We start from the raw sequence: 15,321 nt of genomic DNA, 5'->3' as shown, positions 1-15,321 counted from the left end.
CGCGCAGGATCGGGGCATGCGATGTCTCGTGACCGGCGCGACCGGGTACCTCGGCGGACGACTCGTGCCCAGGCTGCTGGCCGAAGGACACGAGGTCCGCTGCCTGGTGCGTTCGCCGGAGAAGCTGCGCGACGTCCCGTGGGCCGCTGACGTCGAGATCGTGCGCGGAGACGTGCTCGGCGATCTCGACGAGGCCATGCGGGACGTCGAGGTCGTCCACTACCTCGTGCATTCGTTGCAGTCGAAGGACTTCGCCGACGCCGACCGCAAGGCCGCGGAGAACACGGCACGGGCCGCCGAACGTGCGGGCGTGCGGCGGATCGTCTACCTGGGCGGACTGCATCCGGCCAACGTCGAGCTGTCGCCGCACCTCGCCTCCCGCAAGGAGGTGGGCGAGGTCTTCCTGCGCTGCGGAACGCAGGCCGTCGTGCTGCAAGCGGCGGTGATCATCGGGTCGGGGTCGGCGAGCTTCGAGATGCTGCGCTACCTCACCGAACGGCTGCCGGTCATGGTCACGCCTCGCTGGGTGCACAACCGGATCCAGCCGATCGCCGTGCGGGACGTGCTGCGCTACCTGGTCGACGCGACGAAGCTCGAGAACACGAACCGGACGTTCGACATCGGCGGGCCGGACGTGCTGACCTACCTGGAGATGATGCTCCGGTACGCCGAGGTCGCCGGGCTGCCCAAGCGCCGCGTGCTGCCCGTGCCGCTGCTGACCCCGGGCCTGTCCTCGCACTGGGTCAACGTCGTCACGCCGGTGCCGAAGTCGATCGCCAAGCCGTTGATCGAGTCGCTGGTGCACGAGGTCGTGTGCCGCGAGAACGACATCCGCGAGGTGCTGCCCGGCGAGAACACCGGCTTCGTCAAGGCCGTCGAGCTGGCGCTGGACAAGATCCGCGACGCCGACGTGGAGACCCGCTGGTCGGGGGCGTCCATCCCGGGAGCGCCGAGTGAGCCGTTGCCCTCCGACCCCGACTGGTCCGGCGGTTCGGTCTACACGGACGACCGCGAGCGCAGGACGAATGCCACGCCCGAACGGCTGTGGGAGGTCGTCGAAGGCATCGGTGGCGAACGCGGCTGGTACTCGTTTCCGCTGGCCTGGGCCGTGCGCGGCTGGATGGACAGGGCCGCGGGCGGGGTCGGGCTGCGGCGGGGCAGGCGTGACGCGAACCGGTTGAACGTCGGCGAGGCGCTCGACTGGTGGCGCGTCGAGGAGATCGAACGCGGTCATCTGCTGCGGCTGCGGGCCGAGATGAAGGTGCCCGGCAAGGCGTGGCTGGAGCTTCGAGTGGCGGGCAACGAGGGACACGGGTCCACTTACCGCCAACGCGCCGTGTTCGTGCCCAAAGGGCTCGCCGGACACCTCTACTGGGCGGTCGTCTGGCCGTTTCACGGCATCGTGTTCGGCGGCATGGTGCGCAACATCGCCAATGAAGCTGAGCTGCACAAGAACTTCAGAAAGTCCTGATGGACTGCACAAGCAGCAAAGGGTGAGACTTCCCGCATGAAGGCTCTCGTCAAGGTCGCCGCTGGGCCTGGACTCGAACTGACCGACGTCCCCGACCCGACCCCGGGTCCGACGGACGTGCTGGTCAGGGTGTTGCGCACCGGCATCTGCGGCACCGATCTGCACATCGACTCCTGGGACGACTGGGCGGCGCAGAACATCAAGGCGCCACTGGTCCTCGGCCACGAGTTCGTCGGTGAGGTCGTCGAGATCGGCAACAGCGTCACCGGCGTCAAAGTGGGCGACCTGGTCAGCGGCGAGGGACACCTCGTCTGCGGGACCTGCCGCAACTGCAAGGCCGGCCGCCGCCACCTCTGCGCCAACACGCGTGGTCTCGGCGTGCACTCCAACGGCGCGTTCGCGCAGTACGTCGTGCTGCCCGAGCAGAACGCGTGGGTGCACCGCACGAAGGTCGACCTGGACGTGGCCGCGATCTTCGACCCGTTCGGCAACGCCGTGCACACCGCGCTGAGCTTCCCGGTCATCGGCGAGGACGTGATCATCACGGGCGCCGGTCCGATCGGCATCATGGCCGCCGCCGTCGCCAAGCACGCGGGCGCGCGCAACGTCGTGATCACCGACATCTCCGAGCACCGGCTCGACCTGGCCCGCAAGGTCGGCGTCGACCTCGCGGTGAACGTCGCCGAGAAGTCGATCGCCGACGCCCAGGCCGAACTCGGCATGGCCGAGGGCTTCGACGTCGGCATGGAGATGTCCGGCAAGCCGGTGGCGATGCGCGACATGATCGCGAACATGGCGCACGGCGGTCGCATCGCGATGCTGGGCCTGCCCGCGGACGAGTTCTCCGTCGACTGGAGCAGCGTCGTGCTGAAGATGCTGCACATCAAGGGGATCTACGGCCGCGAGATGTTCGAGACCTGGTACTCGATGACCGTGCTGTTGCAGCGCGGCCTCGACCTCGCGCCGGTCATCACGCACCGGTACGACCACACGCAGCACGCGGAGGCCTTCGCCACCGCGCGCGAAGGCAAGTGCGGCAAGGTCATCCTCGACTGGACGGGAGCCTGATGTACGGCGAGCTGAAGAACGACCTCCTCAAGACGATCGAGGAGATCAGGGAGGCCGGGCTCTACAAGTCCGAACGCGTGATCGGCACCCCGCAGAACGCCGCCGTCCGGGTCGGCCAGGGTGACGAGGTCCTGAACTTCTGCGCCAACAACTACCTCGGTCTCGCCGACCACCCGACGCTCATCGAGGCAGCCAAGAAGGGCCTGGACGACTGGGGCTTCGGCATGGCCTCGGTGCGGTTCATCTGCGGCACCCAGGAACCGCACAAGGAACTGGAGCGCAAGCTCAGCGAGTTCCTCGGCACCGAGGACACGATCCTCTACAGCTCCTGCTTCGACGCGAACGGCGGCCTGTTCGAGACGCTGCTCGGCGCCGAGGACGCGATCATCTCCGACGAGCTGAACCACGCGTCGATCATCGACGGCGTCCGGCTGTCGAAGGCTCGCCGGTTCCGCTACAAGAACCGCGACATGGACGACCTGGAGCGCCAGCTCAAGGACGCGGCCGACGCCCGCTACCGGCTGATCGCGACCGACGGCGTCTTCTCGATGGACGGCTACCTGGCGCCTTTGGACGAGATCTGCGACCTGGCCGAGCGCTACAACGCCCTGGTCATGGTCGACGACTCGCACGCCGTCGGCTTCACCGGCCCGACCGGCCGCGGCACCCCGGAGCTGTTCGGCGTGCAGGACCGCGTCGACATCGTCACGGGCACGCTGGGCAAGGCACTGGGCGGCGCGTCCGGCGGCTACACGTCCGGCCGCAAGGAGATCGTCGAACTGCTGCGCCAGCGCTCGCGCCCGTACCTGTTCTCGAACTCCCTCGCGCCGTCGATCACCGCCGCCGCGATCGCCACGCTCGACATGCTGTCGTCTTCCACGGACCTGCTGGCCCAGCTGCGTTCCAACACGGAGCTGTTCCGCCGGCGGATGACCGAGGAGGGCTTCGACCTGCTGCCGGGCGAGCACCCGATCATCCCCGTGATGATCGGCGACGCGGCTGAGGCAGCGAAGCTCGCTGACCTGTTGCTGGAGCAGGGCATTTACGTCATCGGCTTCTCGTACCCCGTCGTGCCGCACGGCAAGGCCCGTATCCGCACGCAGATGTCGGCTTCACACACCACCGAGGACGTTAACCGCGCCGTTGACGCGTTTATCGCCGCACGCGCAAAGATGTAAAGGTAGGACTTGTACCGGCTCCAAAAACTACTTCCTTCGGTGATATTCGGAAGGAAACAATGGAGCCGGTACGGGTCTTGCTTCTAGTTTCGTCGGCATGCCACGACGAAATTCCAGTGTGGTGGGACGCGAGTTCGGCGACGCCGTACGCGAGGTCATCGCGCAGACCGGGCTCACCCACCGCAAGCTCGCCGAGGAACTCGGCTGGGACGAAGCCAAGCTCTCCGACCTGGTCCGCGGCAAGGGCGGCGTGACCGAAGTCGAAGTGATGCAGTTGCTCAGCTACTGCCACGTCAAGCCGGACGTGATCCAGCACCTGCTTGTCCTGTTCCGCGAGACTCGGGTGCGCGGGTACCTCAAGTTCACCGATGACCAGGTACCGGCGCTACTTGAACAGGAACGCCTGGCCAACGAGATCACCGTCTGGTCGTCGCTGCTCATCCCAGGTCACCTCCAGACCACCGACTACATGCGTGCAGCTATCGACGGAGTAGTTCACCCCGATGCGGTCGACTACGAGGAAGTCATCGCTGCGAAGCTCGAACGGCACAAGCTCTTTCACTGGAGCCGCACGTTCGTCTTCTACATCCACGAATACGCTCTCCGCCTGCCAGTGGGCGGACCGGACGTGATGAAAGATCAATACATCCACCTTTTGGGGATGGCGCAGCGGTCTTACATCACCTTGCGAATCGTGCCGGCCGCGATCGGCGCGCACGCAGGTGTCTCAGGGTCGTTCATCCGGCTCGGCTACGAGAAGTTCGAGCCGGTGGTCTTCCTCGAAGGCGAGAACTCCGGTCTCTTCCTCGAAGACGCGGCCTCACTTGCCGTCTACGCCTCCGTGGTGAAGCGGCTCGACGATCAAGCTTTGAATCCGGAAGAATCGAAGGAGCTGATCACCGGCATCCTGACCTGAGGAGACGTTCCGCATGTCGACCTGGCGCAAGAGCTCCTACAGCCCGAACTCCAGCGACTGCGTCGAGGTCGGTCGTGGTGTCGGCATCCGGGACAGCAAGGCGCCTGCCACCCACCTGCCCGTGTCAGGTGAGGCGTGGTCGGCGTTCCTCGCGAGTGTGACCCGCGTCACTCAGTTGTAAGAATCGGCGCGGTCAGCGCACTACCCACCGTGGAGGAATTCTCGATCGTCTACCGCGAGTGCTACCCGCGAGTGCTCGCCTACGCGGCGAGCCACGCGGGCGGCCGGCTCGCCGAGGACATCACCAGCGAGACCTTCACGATCGCCTGGCGCAAGCTCGACCAGATGCCGTCCAACGCGCTGCCGTGGCTGCTCGGCATCGCCCGCAACCTGGTGCGCGCGACCCATCGTCAGACGACGACCTACGAGCTCACCGACTTCCCCGCCGACGACGACTTCGCGGTGATCGAGCTGCGTGCGGCTCTCGCGAGCCTGTCCGAGGCGGACCAGGAGGTGCTGACGCTCATCGCGTGGCACGGGCTGGCGGCGGCGGAGGCTGCGCAGGTGCTCGGGTGCACGACGGCGACGTTCTTCGTGCGGCTGCATCGGGCTCGGCGGCGTTTGCAGGCCGCGCTCTGGACTCCGAAATTCGACAGTGCGAGGGCGTCGTGGAAGACATCCTGAAAGACCTGGCCCAGGCCAAGCCTCCGACGCCTGAGGTCGACTCCGAGCGGTTGGAACGCGACCTTGCGCGCATCGTGACGTTGCCCCGGGAGAAGCCCGCCAGGAAGTTGTTCGTGCGGCGGTTCGCTCCGTTGGTGGTCATCGGTGCGGTGATCGTGCTCGCGGTCGTGTTGTTGCCTGCGCCTCCACAGCCCGTGCAGCCCGCCGCGCCTCCGAAGTGGTGGCACGCGCTGACGCGACAGTCGCAGATAATGATCGTCGGCGATCCGGCGGACCCGTACGCCGTACACCTCGACTCCAAGACCGACCGGTGGCTGGCCGCGAACCAGCAGGTCACGGTCATCCAGAAGGAGGGCGACGTGACGCCCTTCTCGCTGGACCGCGGCAACGAGTGGGAGGCCGCGGGCAAGCCGGAGACGGTGCCCCAGGTCGGCGGGACCCACTCGGTGCGCATCGGCCCGATGAAGCCGGCCGTGCAGAAGACCGCGGTCTCCGGTTTCCAGATGTCCCTCCACAGCCAGGCGCGTTTCGACTCGCTCGAGTCGCTGCCCGCCGACCCCCAGGAGTTGAAGAAGGCGCTGGAGACCATCGTCGGGAAGGACACCTACCGGATCGGGTCGCTCGCGATGGAACTGATCAGCTCGAACGTGCGCGCCGACCAGCGGCGGGCGGCGTTCGAGCTGATCAAGACGCTCGACGGGGCGCGGTTCCTCGGTGACGTGACCGTGCACGTCGAGCGCGCGGGAATCGGTGTGGCGATCGCCGCGCCGCCGACGTTCCAGTTCTCCGACGTCGAGACGCAGCTCGTGATCAGCAAGGAGACCGGCCTGCCGATCAGCAAGCGGGACGTGATCACCACGTCCCAGTTCGGCCTGCCCGCGCAAATGCCCATCTCGGAGGAGGAGTACCTCCTGCTGGAGGAGGTGGCCTTCGAGCCGATCGTGCCTCAGGACGTCCCCGTGAACGGCGAAGTGGAATCCCCCATCATTGAGCGGTGATCGACCCACGACGGCTCCGCGTGCTGCGCGCACTCGCTGACCACGGCACCGTGACGGCCGCAGCCGCCGCACTGCACCTCACGCCGTCGGCGGTGTCGCAGCAGCTCGCGGCGCTGGAGTCCGAGGCGGGGCATCCGTTGCTGCTGCGCAAGGGACGGCGGGTGTCGCTGACTCCGGCGGGCGACCTGCTCGTCGCGCACGCTCATGTTGTTGCCGCAGAACTGGAACGTGCACAGGCCACTTTGGACGCTCTGGCCTCCGGTTCGGCCGGGCGGGTGGGGGTGGCGGCGTTCGCGTCGGCGATCACGCAGGTGGTGGCGCCGGCGTTGGCGGCGTTGAAGGAACGGTCGATCGAACTCTCCGTACGCGACGCCGAGGGGCACGAGAGCGTGCGGTTGTTGCTGGACGGCGAGATCGACGTGGCGATCACCGAGGAGCACCGCACGACCAACCGCTTCACCCGGTTTCCGCTGTACACCGAGCCTTTCGACGTCGTGCTGCCGCCGGGGCACGCGCTGAACGGCGGACCGGTCGAGCTGTCGGCGCTCGCGGACGAGGACTGGGTCGTGACGCTGCCCGGCAATCCGCTGCGGGACGTCGTGGAGATGGCGTGCGCGCAGGCCGGGTTCACGCTGCGGATCAGGCACACGTCTGATGACTTCCGTGCGATCCAGGCGTTGGTCGCGGCCGGTGCCGGAGTGGCGTTGGCGCCGCGGAACGCCGTGCGCGGGGTGCCGGTCGCCGGCGTGGCGCCGCTGCGGCGAGTGGTGGCGGCGGTGCGCCGGGGTTCGGAGGACCACCCGTTGATCAGCGCGGTGCTCGACGAGCTGCGTCCGAACTAGGGCGACGACTCGTTCGACGACCACAACCGGGTGATGGTGGAACAGTTCCGTGCGCGGATGGGCGACCGCGCACCCATCTGGACCGAGAGCGGGGGTCACCGCCCTCGGTCACCCGAAGATGCGCATCGAGATCCGCGTGACCGCGATCGACTAGTGCGGGGCGCGGGCCGCCAGCTTCGCCGAGGCCGGGTCGCCCGCCGCCAGTGCGCCGCGGGCGGCGAGCTGGCAGATGTCCACGCTGGTCGTCGCGAGCTTCGCGCCGACGCCCGTGAGAGCCGTGTGGTTCATCGACAACGACGTGATGCCGAGGCCGATGAGCACGCACGCGAGCAACGGGTCGGCTGCCGCCTCGCCGCAGACGCCGACGGGCTTGCCGGTGGCGGTCGCCGCGTCGCCGACCTGGGCGATCAGGCGCAGCAACGCGGGCTGCCACGGGTCGTTCAGGGCCGCGACCCCGCCGAGCTGGCGGTCGGCGGCGAAGACGTACTGGGCCAGGTCGTTGGTGCCGATGGAGATGAAGTCGACGACCTGAAGGATTTCGCGAGCCGACAGCGCGGCCGACGGGACCTCGACCATCACGCCGGCGCGCTTGATGCCGGCCTTGCGGACGCGCTGCACGAACCAGGCGGCTTCGGCGGCGGTCGCGACCATCGGGGCCATGACGGAGACGTCGGCGCCGGACGAGGCGGCCGCGGCGGCGATGGCCTCGAGCTGGCGGTCCAGGATCTCGGGGCGGTCGAAGGCGACGCGCAGACCGCGGACGCCCAGGGCCGGGTTGGGCTCCGGGGCCGGGTTCAGAAACGCCAGCGGCTTGTCCGCGCCCGCGTCGAGGGTGCGCACCACAACGGGTTTGCCCTTAAACGGCGCCAGTACAGCCTCGTAAGCAGCAGTCTGCTCAGCAACGGTCGGCTCCTCGGCGGCGTCCAGGAAGCAGAACTCCGTGCGGAAGAGGCCCACGCCCTCCGCGCCCGCGGCAGCGGCGGCAGCGGCGTCGGCGGGAGAGCCGACGTTGCCGAGAACCTTCACGCGGTGGCCGTCCTTGAGCAGGCCGACGCCGTTCCACACGGCCTTCTTGCCGGTGCCGGCCGTGCGGACCTTGCCGTCCGACTCGCGGACCTGGCCGGTGTCACCGTCGACGTCGAGAGAGGTGGCCTCCAACGCCAGGATGCCGCGGCACGCGACGACGGCCGGGATGCCGAGCGAGCGGGCGAGGATCGCGGTGTGGGAGGTGGGACCGCCCTCCTCCGTGACCAGGGCGAGGACCTTCGACGGGTCGAGGCCGGCGGTGTCGGCGGGCGCCAGGTCGCGCGCCACCAGCACGGACGGCGAGGCCAGGTCGGGAACGCCGGGCGCGGGCAGGCCGAGGAGCTCGGCCACCACGCGGTCGCGGACGTCCTGGACGTCGCGGGCGCGTTCGGCCATGTAGCCACCGGCGGCCTGGAGTGCCGAGATGAACTTCTGGGCGGCCTGGTGCACCGCACGGGCGGCGGTCAGCGACTGGTCGACGACGAGCTTTTCGGCAGCCTTGATCAGCGACGGGTCACCCGCCATCGCCGCCGTGGTCTCCAGAACGGCACGGGCGTCGCCCTCGACCGTCTTCGCGCGCTCCATCAGGCGCTGCGCCACGACCTCCGCCGCGGGACGGATCAGGGAGGCTTCCATCTTCGTATCCGCTGTTCGCAGGCCCGCAGGGGGTTCGGGGAGAGCCTCCGCGACCCTCACCACGGGGCCGGTTGCCCGTCCGCTGCTCACACCGACACCGCTCAGCCGCGCGCTCGACATGGTCTAGACCATACCCTCCGACCAGGAACCCAGGACAGCTCAGTCTGACCAATTGAGCGGCAGAACGCGCAGCGGTGGCCCGTTCGTCATCATGGCTTAACACGAGCAGCCGACAGCGGTGTGACAATAGACCGTTCGGAGCAGTACGGTCCCCGGCTGTGCGCTTCACGCCCGTCTTCGCCGCAGTCCTCCTGGTCGCCGGATGCACGTCGGCGCAACCGGGCCTCGGCCCCGAGATCAACGTTCCCGCTCAGCTGAGCACCATCCAGGAGGCCGTGAACGCGGCCCAGGAGGGCGCGACCATTGTCGTGTCGCCGGGCGTCTACGAGGAGTCGGTGCAGGTCAGGACCAAAGGCCTCACGATCAAGGGAGCCCGGCGCGGCAGCGTGATCATCGACGGCGAGAGCGAGCGCGCCGCCGGAGTCGTGGTCGCCGCCGAGGACGTCTCCGTGCAGAACCTGACGGTCCGCAACCACACCTCCCACGGCGTGCTGATCTCCGAACAGCGCGGCTTTCGCGTCTCGTACGTGACTTCCAGCAACAACGCGCGGTTCGGTGTCCAGGCCCTCCACGCCCAGAACGGCGTGATCGAAGAGAGCTATGCGAGCGGCAGCGGGGACTCCGGGTTCGCCGTCGACCGGTGCAAGCCGTGCGACATCGTCGTGCGCGGCAACGTCGCCGAACGCAACGCCGTGGGCTACCAGGGCACGAACGCGTCGGGGCGGATGTTCGTGCTGGGCAACAGGTTCAGCGGCAACCGCGTCGGCCTGACCTCGGCGGCCGAGCGCCAGGAGGACGTCACCTTCGTGGGCAACCTCGTCTCCGACAACGACGAGGCCCTCTCGCCCGCGCAGGCCGACGGCGCGTTCGGGCTCGGCATGAGGATCCTGACCAGCACGAAGAACCTGGTGTCCCGCAACCTGATCACGGGCAACCCCGGCATCGGGCTGGCGCTGAGCCCCGGCCAGGACTCGGCACCGACGGACGACCGGCTGGAAAGCAACGTGATCGTCGGCAACGGCCAGAACGTGCGGTACGACACCGACGTGCCGCGGAAGAAGCCCAAGGCGCCGCGCGGAATCCCGTCCAACCAGGTCGCCGCGCCGCCGCTGCAGCCGGAGATGCCTTCAGACCCGTTGCCGGACAAGGCACCGAACGCCGACAAGTACGCGCTTCCGGACGAGGACCTGTTCGACGACCGCGCGGCGGTGCGGGCGTAGGTCAGCCGACCTCGGCGGCCGTGGGGTAGGACGGCTGCGCGCCCGCCTTCGTGACGGACAGCGCGGCCACCTTCACCGCGTACTCGGCGGCCTGGACGATGTTGTCGCCCTCGGCCAACCGCGCGGAAAGGGCTCCGGCGAACGCGTCGCCGGCGCCGGTCGTGTCGACCACCTCGTCGACCTCGATCGCCGGTACCTCGACGATTCCCGCCCGCGCCACCACGGCCGCGCCGCGCGCGCCCAGCGTGACGATGGCCGACGTCGGGCCGAGCTTGAGCAGGTCGCGCCAGTCCGAAGCCAGTTGCGCTGCCTCGTGCTCGTTCACGATCAGCACGGTGAGCTGCTTCAACGTCTCCGTGGGCAGTTCCGCCACTGGCGAGAGGTTGAGCACCGTCCGGACACCCGCGCGGGAAGCGGCACCGATCGCGTGGATCACCGTCTCCAGCGGCACTTCCAGCGAGCACGTCAGCACCGAGGCGCCGTCGAACGAGAGAGCGTCCACATCGGACAGTGATACGTCCGCGTTGGCGCCGGGCGAGACGACGATGGAGTTCTCGCCGTCCGGCGTCACGGTGATGTAGGCGATCCCGGTGGGGCGCGCGGAAGTCTTCACCAGGGCGGTGTCGACGCCGGACGACTCCAGCGACTCCCGCAGCAGCGAGCCGTAACCGTCACCACCGACGGCGCCGATCAACGCGACGGAAGCACCGACGCGAGCAGCGGCGACGGCGGTGTTCGCGCCCTTGCCGCCGGGCAGCACGACGGTGTCGCCGCCGAGCACGGTCTCACCGCCGCCGGGCCGCCTGCCGACCTCGACCACGAGGTCGGCGTTGGCGGACCCGAGAACAAGCAGAGCGTTCGTCACTTGATGAACTCTGCCACGTTCTTCGCGGTGATGACCTTGACCTCGACGTCCACGACCTGCTGAACCGGCTCGCCCTTGGCGGCGTGCACGGCCTGCTCGACGGCCTTGGAACCGAGGAGCTTCGGCTGCTGCGCGACGGTCGCGGCGAGCGTGCCGTCCTGGATCGCCTTCAGGCCGTCCGGCGTGCCGTCGAAGCCGACGACCTGGACGTCCTTGCCGGCACGGGCGCCGAGAGCCTTGATCGCGCCGAGCGCCATCTCGTCGTTCTCGGCGAAGATGCCCTTGAGGCCGGGGTGGCCCTGCAGCAGGTTCGTGGTCTCGTTGAGGCCCTTGGCGCGGTCGAAGTCGGCGACCGCCGTGGCGACGACCTTGATGTTGCCGCTGTTCAGGCCCTGCTCGAAGCCCTGGCCGCGGTCACGCGACGCCGACGCGCCCACGATGCCCTTGAGGTGCGCGACGTCGCCGGACGTGGCGCGGCCGAGCTCGATGGCCGCGAGGCTGCCGCCCGAGACGTTGTTCGAGGCGACCTCGGCGGCGACCTTGCCCTCGACGGCGCGGTCGACCGAGATCAGCGGGATGTTCGCCGTCTCGGCGGCCTTGGCAGCGGGCGCTGACTGCTTGGAGTCGACCGGGTTCAGCAGGATCGCCTTGACGCCCTGCGTCACCAGCGTCTGCACCTGGTTGATCTGGTTCGTCGCGTCGTTCTGCGCGTCCACCACGGTCAGCTTGGCGCCGAGCTTGTCCGCCATCTCCTGCGCGCCCTGCTGCAGTTCCACGAAGAACGGGTTGTTCAAAGTGGACACAGCGAGGCCGATGGTGATGCCGCTTCCTCCGGACGCCCCAGTTCCGCTGCACCCGGTCGCCACAAGAGCTGCGGCACCGAGCGTCAACGCGATCCGTCGGGTCACCTTCATTGGTGTCTTCCTTACCTGTTGCGGGTTTTTCAGCGACGGCGAAGTGAGTCGAGCAGCGCGGCGAGAGCGATCACCACGCCGATGACGACCTGCTGCCAGAACGGCGGCACTTGCAGCAGGTTGAGGCCGTTGCGCAGGACGGCGAGCACAAGTGCGCCGACCAACGTCCCGGTGGCTCGGCCAACGCCACCGGACAACGACGCACCACCGATGACGACAGCGGCGATGGCGTCGAGCTCGTAGCCGGCCGCTGCCTGCGGACCGGCGGACCCGAGCCGTCCCGCGAGCACGAGGCCCGCGGCGGCGGCGAACAGGCCGCTGAGTGCGTAGATCCAGAGCTTCTGCCTGCGCACGTCGATGCCGCTGAGCTTCGCGGCCTCCTCGTTACCGCCGATCGCGTACATGCGGCGGCCGAGGTTCGTGCGCGTGAGGATCAGGCCGGTGATGCCGAAGAACGCCAGCATCAGCAGCAGTGGCAACGGAACCATCGGCGCGAGGTTCGAGCCGAGGAACGTGACCATCGCGTCGGTCTCGTGCGGCTGGCCTTCGGAGAACACCAGCGTGAGACCGCGGGCGACGCTGAGCATGGCGAGCGTCGCGATGAACGGCGGCAGCTTGCCGTAGCTGATCAGCGCGCCGTTGACGAGGCCGCAGAGGGCGCCGACGACCAGGCCGATCGGGCCCGCCGTGAGCGCACCGACCATCGCGGCCAGTGCCGCGATGCTGCCGACGGACAGGTCGATACCGCCTGCCACCACGACGAACGTCATGCCGAACGCCATGATCGCGATGACCGCGGCCTGCACGCCGACGTTGAGCAGGTTCTGCGCGTTGAGGAACGCGGGCTGCATGATCGCGATGACCAGGGCGAGGATGACGAGCCCCGCGAGGGCACCGTTCTCTGCCAAATACTTTTTGGGTGAGTACTTGCGAATGCTGATCGTGGTCATGCCGAAATCTCCTGCACGGCGAGTGCCATCACCTGGTCTTGAGTCGCGCCCTTGGACAGCTCACCGGCCACCCGGCCGTGTGCCATCACGACGACGCGGTCGCTCATCCCGATCACCTCGGGCAGGTCGCTGGACACGAGCAGCACGGCCCGGCCCTGCGCGGTCATGCGGTTGATCAGCTCGTAGATCTCGACCTTGGCGCCGACGTCGACACCTCTGGTCGGTTCGTCGAGGATCAGCACCTTCGGGTCGGCCAGCAGCCACTTGCCGATGACGACCTTCTGCTGGTTGCCGCCGGAGAGTTCCTTCACCGGCTGCTCGACGCGGCCCTTGATCCGGAGCTTGCCCGCGATGTCGTGCAGGCGTTCCTCGTCGCGGTCGTCGAGCGTCACGAGTTCGAGGTTCTGGCCGACCGTGGCGGTGAGGACCAGGCCCTGGCCCTTGCGGTCCTCCGGGACCAGGCCGAGTCCGGCCTTGATGGCAGCCTGGACGTTGTGGCGGGGCAACGGTTTCCCGTCGACCGCGACCGTGCCGTGGTCGTAGCCGTCCACGCCGAACGCGGCCCGCGCGACTTCCGTTCGTCCCGCGCCGACCAGGCCCGCGATGCCGACGACCTCGCCCGCGTGGACCTCGATGCTGATGTTCTCGAAGACTCCGCGCTTGGTCAGGTTCTCGATGCGGAGCAACGGCTGACCAGGGCGTTGTTGTGCGCGCGGGTACTGCTCCTCGATCGGGCGGCCGACCATCAGCTCGATCATGTGCTGGGTGGTGGCCCTGGGGCCGAGGACGCCGACGCTTCGCCCGTCGCGCAGGATCGTGATGCGGTCGGCGATGCGCTGGATCTCGTCGAGGTGGTGGGTGATGAAGACGAGCCCGACGCCGTTGTCGCGCAGCTGAGCCATGATCTCCAGCAGCCGGTCGGTCTCGGTCTCGGTGAGAACGGCGGTCGGCTCGTCCAGGATCAGCACGCCGGCGTTCTTGTCGAGCGCGCGGGCGATCTCGATCATCTGCTGCTGGGCGATGCCGAGGTCGCGGACCTTGGCGTTCGGGTCGACGTTCAACCCGACCCGTTCCAGCAGCTTCGGAGCGCGGCGGCGCATCTCGGCGCGGTCGACGAAGCCGTACCTGCGCGGAAGACGGTTGAGGAACAGGTTCTCGGCGACGCTGAGCTCGGGGACCAGCGCCAGTTCCTGGTGGATGACGGCGAGGCTGGCGTGGCCCTCGATCGTGCCGGCGTCGTGGCCGTGGATGCCCGCGAGGACCTTGACCAGCGTGGACTTGCCCGCGCCGTTCTCGCCGAGCAGGACGTGGACCTCGCCCGCGTTGATGTCGAGGTCGACGCCGTCCAACGCCTTGGTGGCGCCGAAGTGCTTGGTGATGCCGCGGGCGGTGATCAGGGGGTTCACAGCTCGGCCTCCCCGAGCGAGCCGCGCAGCACGAGCTTCGCGGTGAGGCGGACGTCGTCTGGTTGCCGGCCGTTGATCAGGGCCAGCAGGCTGCGGGCGGCGGCGCGACCCATCTCGACGGTCGGCTGCGCGATGACCGTGATCGGCGGGTCGAGCAGCGGGAACCACGGCTGGTCGTCGAACACCGCGAGCGCGATGTCGTGCGGGATCTGCAGGCCGCGGGCCCTGACCTCGCCCAACGCGCCGAGGCCCATCAGGTTGTCCATCGCGACGAGCGCGGTGGCACCGTCGTCGATCAGCTTGGCCGCGGCCTGACTGCCGCTCTCCTGCCGGAAGTCGCCGTGCACGACCTGCGCGAGGCCGCCGAGCGACCCCGTGAGCACGTCGGTTCGTTCTCTTCCAGTGGAGGTGTTCGGCGGACCCGCGATCACTCCGATGCGGGTGTGGCCGGCGCCGACGAGCCGCCGGGCGAGCGCGGTCAATGCCTCGCTGCCGTCAGCGCGGACGACGGGGCATGTGGCGCCCCTGACCGTCCGGTCGAGCAGAACTAGCGGTACGCCGCCTGCGCTCACTTCGCGAACCAGACTCGGGTCGTCGGTCGCGGGGCACAGCAGGAGGCCGTCCACCCGGCGGTCGAGCAGGGTGCGCACGTAGGTCGCTTCCTGCTCGGCGCTCTCGTCGGCGTTCCCGATCACGACGCAGTAGCCGTGTGACCGGGCTTCGTCCTCGACCGCTCGCGCGATCTCGGCGAAGAACGGGTTCAGCAGATCGCTGATGACCAGACCGAGGGTCTGGGTGCTGGTGGTCCTGAGGGATCGCGCCAGGGCGTTGGGCCGGTAGCCGAGCTTCTCGATCGCGGCGAGCACGCGCTCACGGGTCTCGGGCGTCGGTGCGGCATGGCCGTTGAGCACGCGCGACACGGTGGCCGTGGAGACGCCGGCGTGCTGCGCGACGTCCTTCATGGTCGTCACGAGACCGTAGTTAATCGATTACACATGTATGTAGTCAAGCCGAGACCAGTGGATGA

At 68.6% G+C, this 15,321-nt stretch carries 15 protein-coding genes; 9 read left to right on the top strand and 6 right to left on the bottom strand.

Features of this window, described 5'->3' with window-relative positions; genetic code table 11:
* The first annotated feature begins 16 nt into the window (after positions 1–16).
* The 8 genes from BM417_RS18470 to BM417_RS18435 all read left to right on the top strand — a co-directional run bounded on the left by BM417_RS18470 (position 17) and on the right by BM417_RS18435 (position 7,157).
* Positions 17–1,471, top strand: a complete 1,455-nt coding sequence (locus BM417_RS18470) for an SDR family oxidoreductase (protein ID WP_093595202.1) — start codon at positions 17–19, stop codon at positions 1,469–1,471.
* A 36-nt stretch (positions 1,472–1,507) separates the two neighbouring features.
* Positions 1,508–2,539 (top strand): L-threonine 3-dehydrogenase, encoded by a 1,032-nt coding sequence (gene tdh / locus BM417_RS18465; RefSeq protein WP_093595199.1) that lies wholly within the window; start codon positions 1,508–1,510, stop codon positions 2,537–2,539.
* A complete protein-coding gene (locus BM417_RS18460) occupies positions 2,539–3,717 on the top strand; it encodes a glycine C-acetyltransferase (protein WP_093595197.1) in 1,179 nt (392 codons plus the stop codon). The genes tdh and BM417_RS18460 overlap by 1 nt, the downstream gene beginning before the upstream one ends.
* A gap of 121 nt (positions 3,718–3,838) precedes the next feature.
* Positions 3,839–4,633 carry a helix-turn-helix domain-containing protein gene (locus BM417_RS18455; protein ID WP_177320480.1) on the top strand — a complete coding sequence of 265 codons (795 nt, stop codon included), beginning with the start codon at positions 3,839–3,841 and terminating at the stop codon, positions 4,631–4,633.
* A 13-nt stretch (positions 4,634–4,646) separates the two neighbouring features.
* Entirely contained in the window at positions 4,647–4,814 is a 168-nt protein-coding gene (locus BM417_RS18450) for a DUF397 domain-containing protein (protein WP_093595192.1), read from the top strand.
* 29 nt (positions 4,815–4,843) lie between these two features.
* The gene (locus BM417_RS18445; RefSeq protein WP_093595190.1) at positions 4,844–5,317 is read left to right on the top strand and encodes an RNA polymerase sigma factor; all 474 of its coding nucleotides are present in this window, start codon (positions 4,844–4,846) and stop codon (positions 5,315–5,317) included.
* Complete coding sequence (locus tag BM417_RS18440) at positions 5,302–6,315, top strand: hypothetical protein (RefSeq protein WP_093595187.1); 1,014 nt, start codon at positions 5,302–5,304, stop codon at positions 6,313–6,315. Before BM417_RS18445 ends, BM417_RS18440 begins: the two co-directional genes overlap by 16 nt.
* The gene (locus BM417_RS18435) at positions 6,312–7,157 is read left to right on the top strand and encodes a LysR family transcriptional regulator (protein WP_093595184.1); all 846 of its coding nucleotides are present in this window, start codon (positions 6,312–6,314) and stop codon (positions 7,155–7,157) included. The genes BM417_RS18440 and BM417_RS18435 overlap by 4 nt, the downstream gene beginning before the upstream one ends.
* Positions 7,158–7,307: 150 nt before the next feature.
* Here BM417_RS18435 and ptsP read toward each other — a convergent pair whose 3' ends face one another.
* Positions 7,308–8,939 carry a phosphoenolpyruvate--protein phosphotransferase gene (ptsP, locus tag BM417_RS18425; protein ID WP_093595182.1) on the bottom strand — a complete coding sequence of 544 codons (1,632 nt, stop codon included), beginning with the start codon at positions 8,937–8,939 and terminating at the stop codon, positions 7,308–7,310.
* Between the two features lie 158 nt (positions 8,940–9,097).
* Here ptsP and BM417_RS18420 point away from each other — a divergent pair, with 158 nt between their 5' ends.
* Positions 9,098–10,159: a right-handed parallel beta-helix repeat-containing protein gene (locus tag BM417_RS18420; RefSeq protein WP_093595180.1), complete on the top strand. Its 1,062-nt coding sequence runs from the start codon at positions 9,098–9,100 to the stop codon at positions 10,157–10,159.
* Position 10,160: 1 nt separating this feature from the next.
* Here BM417_RS18420 and BM417_RS18415 read toward each other — a convergent pair whose 3' ends face one another.
* Genes BM417_RS18415 through BM417_RS18400 form a run of 5 tightly spaced genes read right to left on the bottom strand, consistent with a single transcriptional unit; the run spans position 10,161 to position 15,256 of the window.
* Positions 10,161–11,024, bottom strand: a complete 864-nt coding sequence (locus BM417_RS18415) for a ribokinase (RefSeq protein ID WP_093595177.1) — start codon at positions 11,022–11,024, stop codon at positions 10,161–10,163.
* Positions 11,021–11,938, bottom strand: coding sequence for a substrate-binding domain-containing protein (locus tag BM417_RS48685; RefSeq protein ID WP_218164500.1), 918 nt, complete (start codon positions 11,936–11,938; stop codon positions 11,021–11,023). The genes BM417_RS18415 and BM417_RS48685 overlap by 4 nt, the downstream gene beginning before the upstream one ends.
* 29 nt (positions 11,939–11,967) lie before the next feature.
* Entirely contained in the window at positions 11,968–12,888 is a 921-nt protein-coding gene (locus BM417_RS48680; RefSeq protein WP_218164499.1) for an ABC transporter permease, read from the bottom strand.
* Complete coding sequence (locus BM417_RS18405) at positions 12,885–14,294, bottom strand: sugar ABC transporter ATP-binding protein (protein WP_093595174.1); 1,410 nt, start codon at positions 14,292–14,294, stop codon at positions 12,885–12,887. Before BM417_RS18405 ends, BM417_RS48680 begins: the two co-directional genes overlap by 4 nt.
* Entirely contained in the window at positions 14,291–15,256 is a 966-nt protein-coding gene (locus tag BM417_RS18400; protein WP_245822026.1) for a LacI family DNA-binding transcriptional regulator, read from the bottom strand. Before BM417_RS18400 ends, BM417_RS18405 begins: the two co-directional genes overlap by 4 nt.
* Between the last annotated feature and the right edge of the window lie 65 nt (positions 15,257–15,321).

Source organism: Lentzea waywayandensis (assembly GCF_900115955.1).
Taxonomy (GTDB): Bacteria; Actinomycetota; Actinomycetes; order Mycobacteriales; family Pseudonocardiaceae; genus Lentzea; species Lentzea waywayandensis.
Note: the sequence above shows the minus strand (reverse complement) of the source record. Positions and strands in the feature narration are given on the sequence as shown.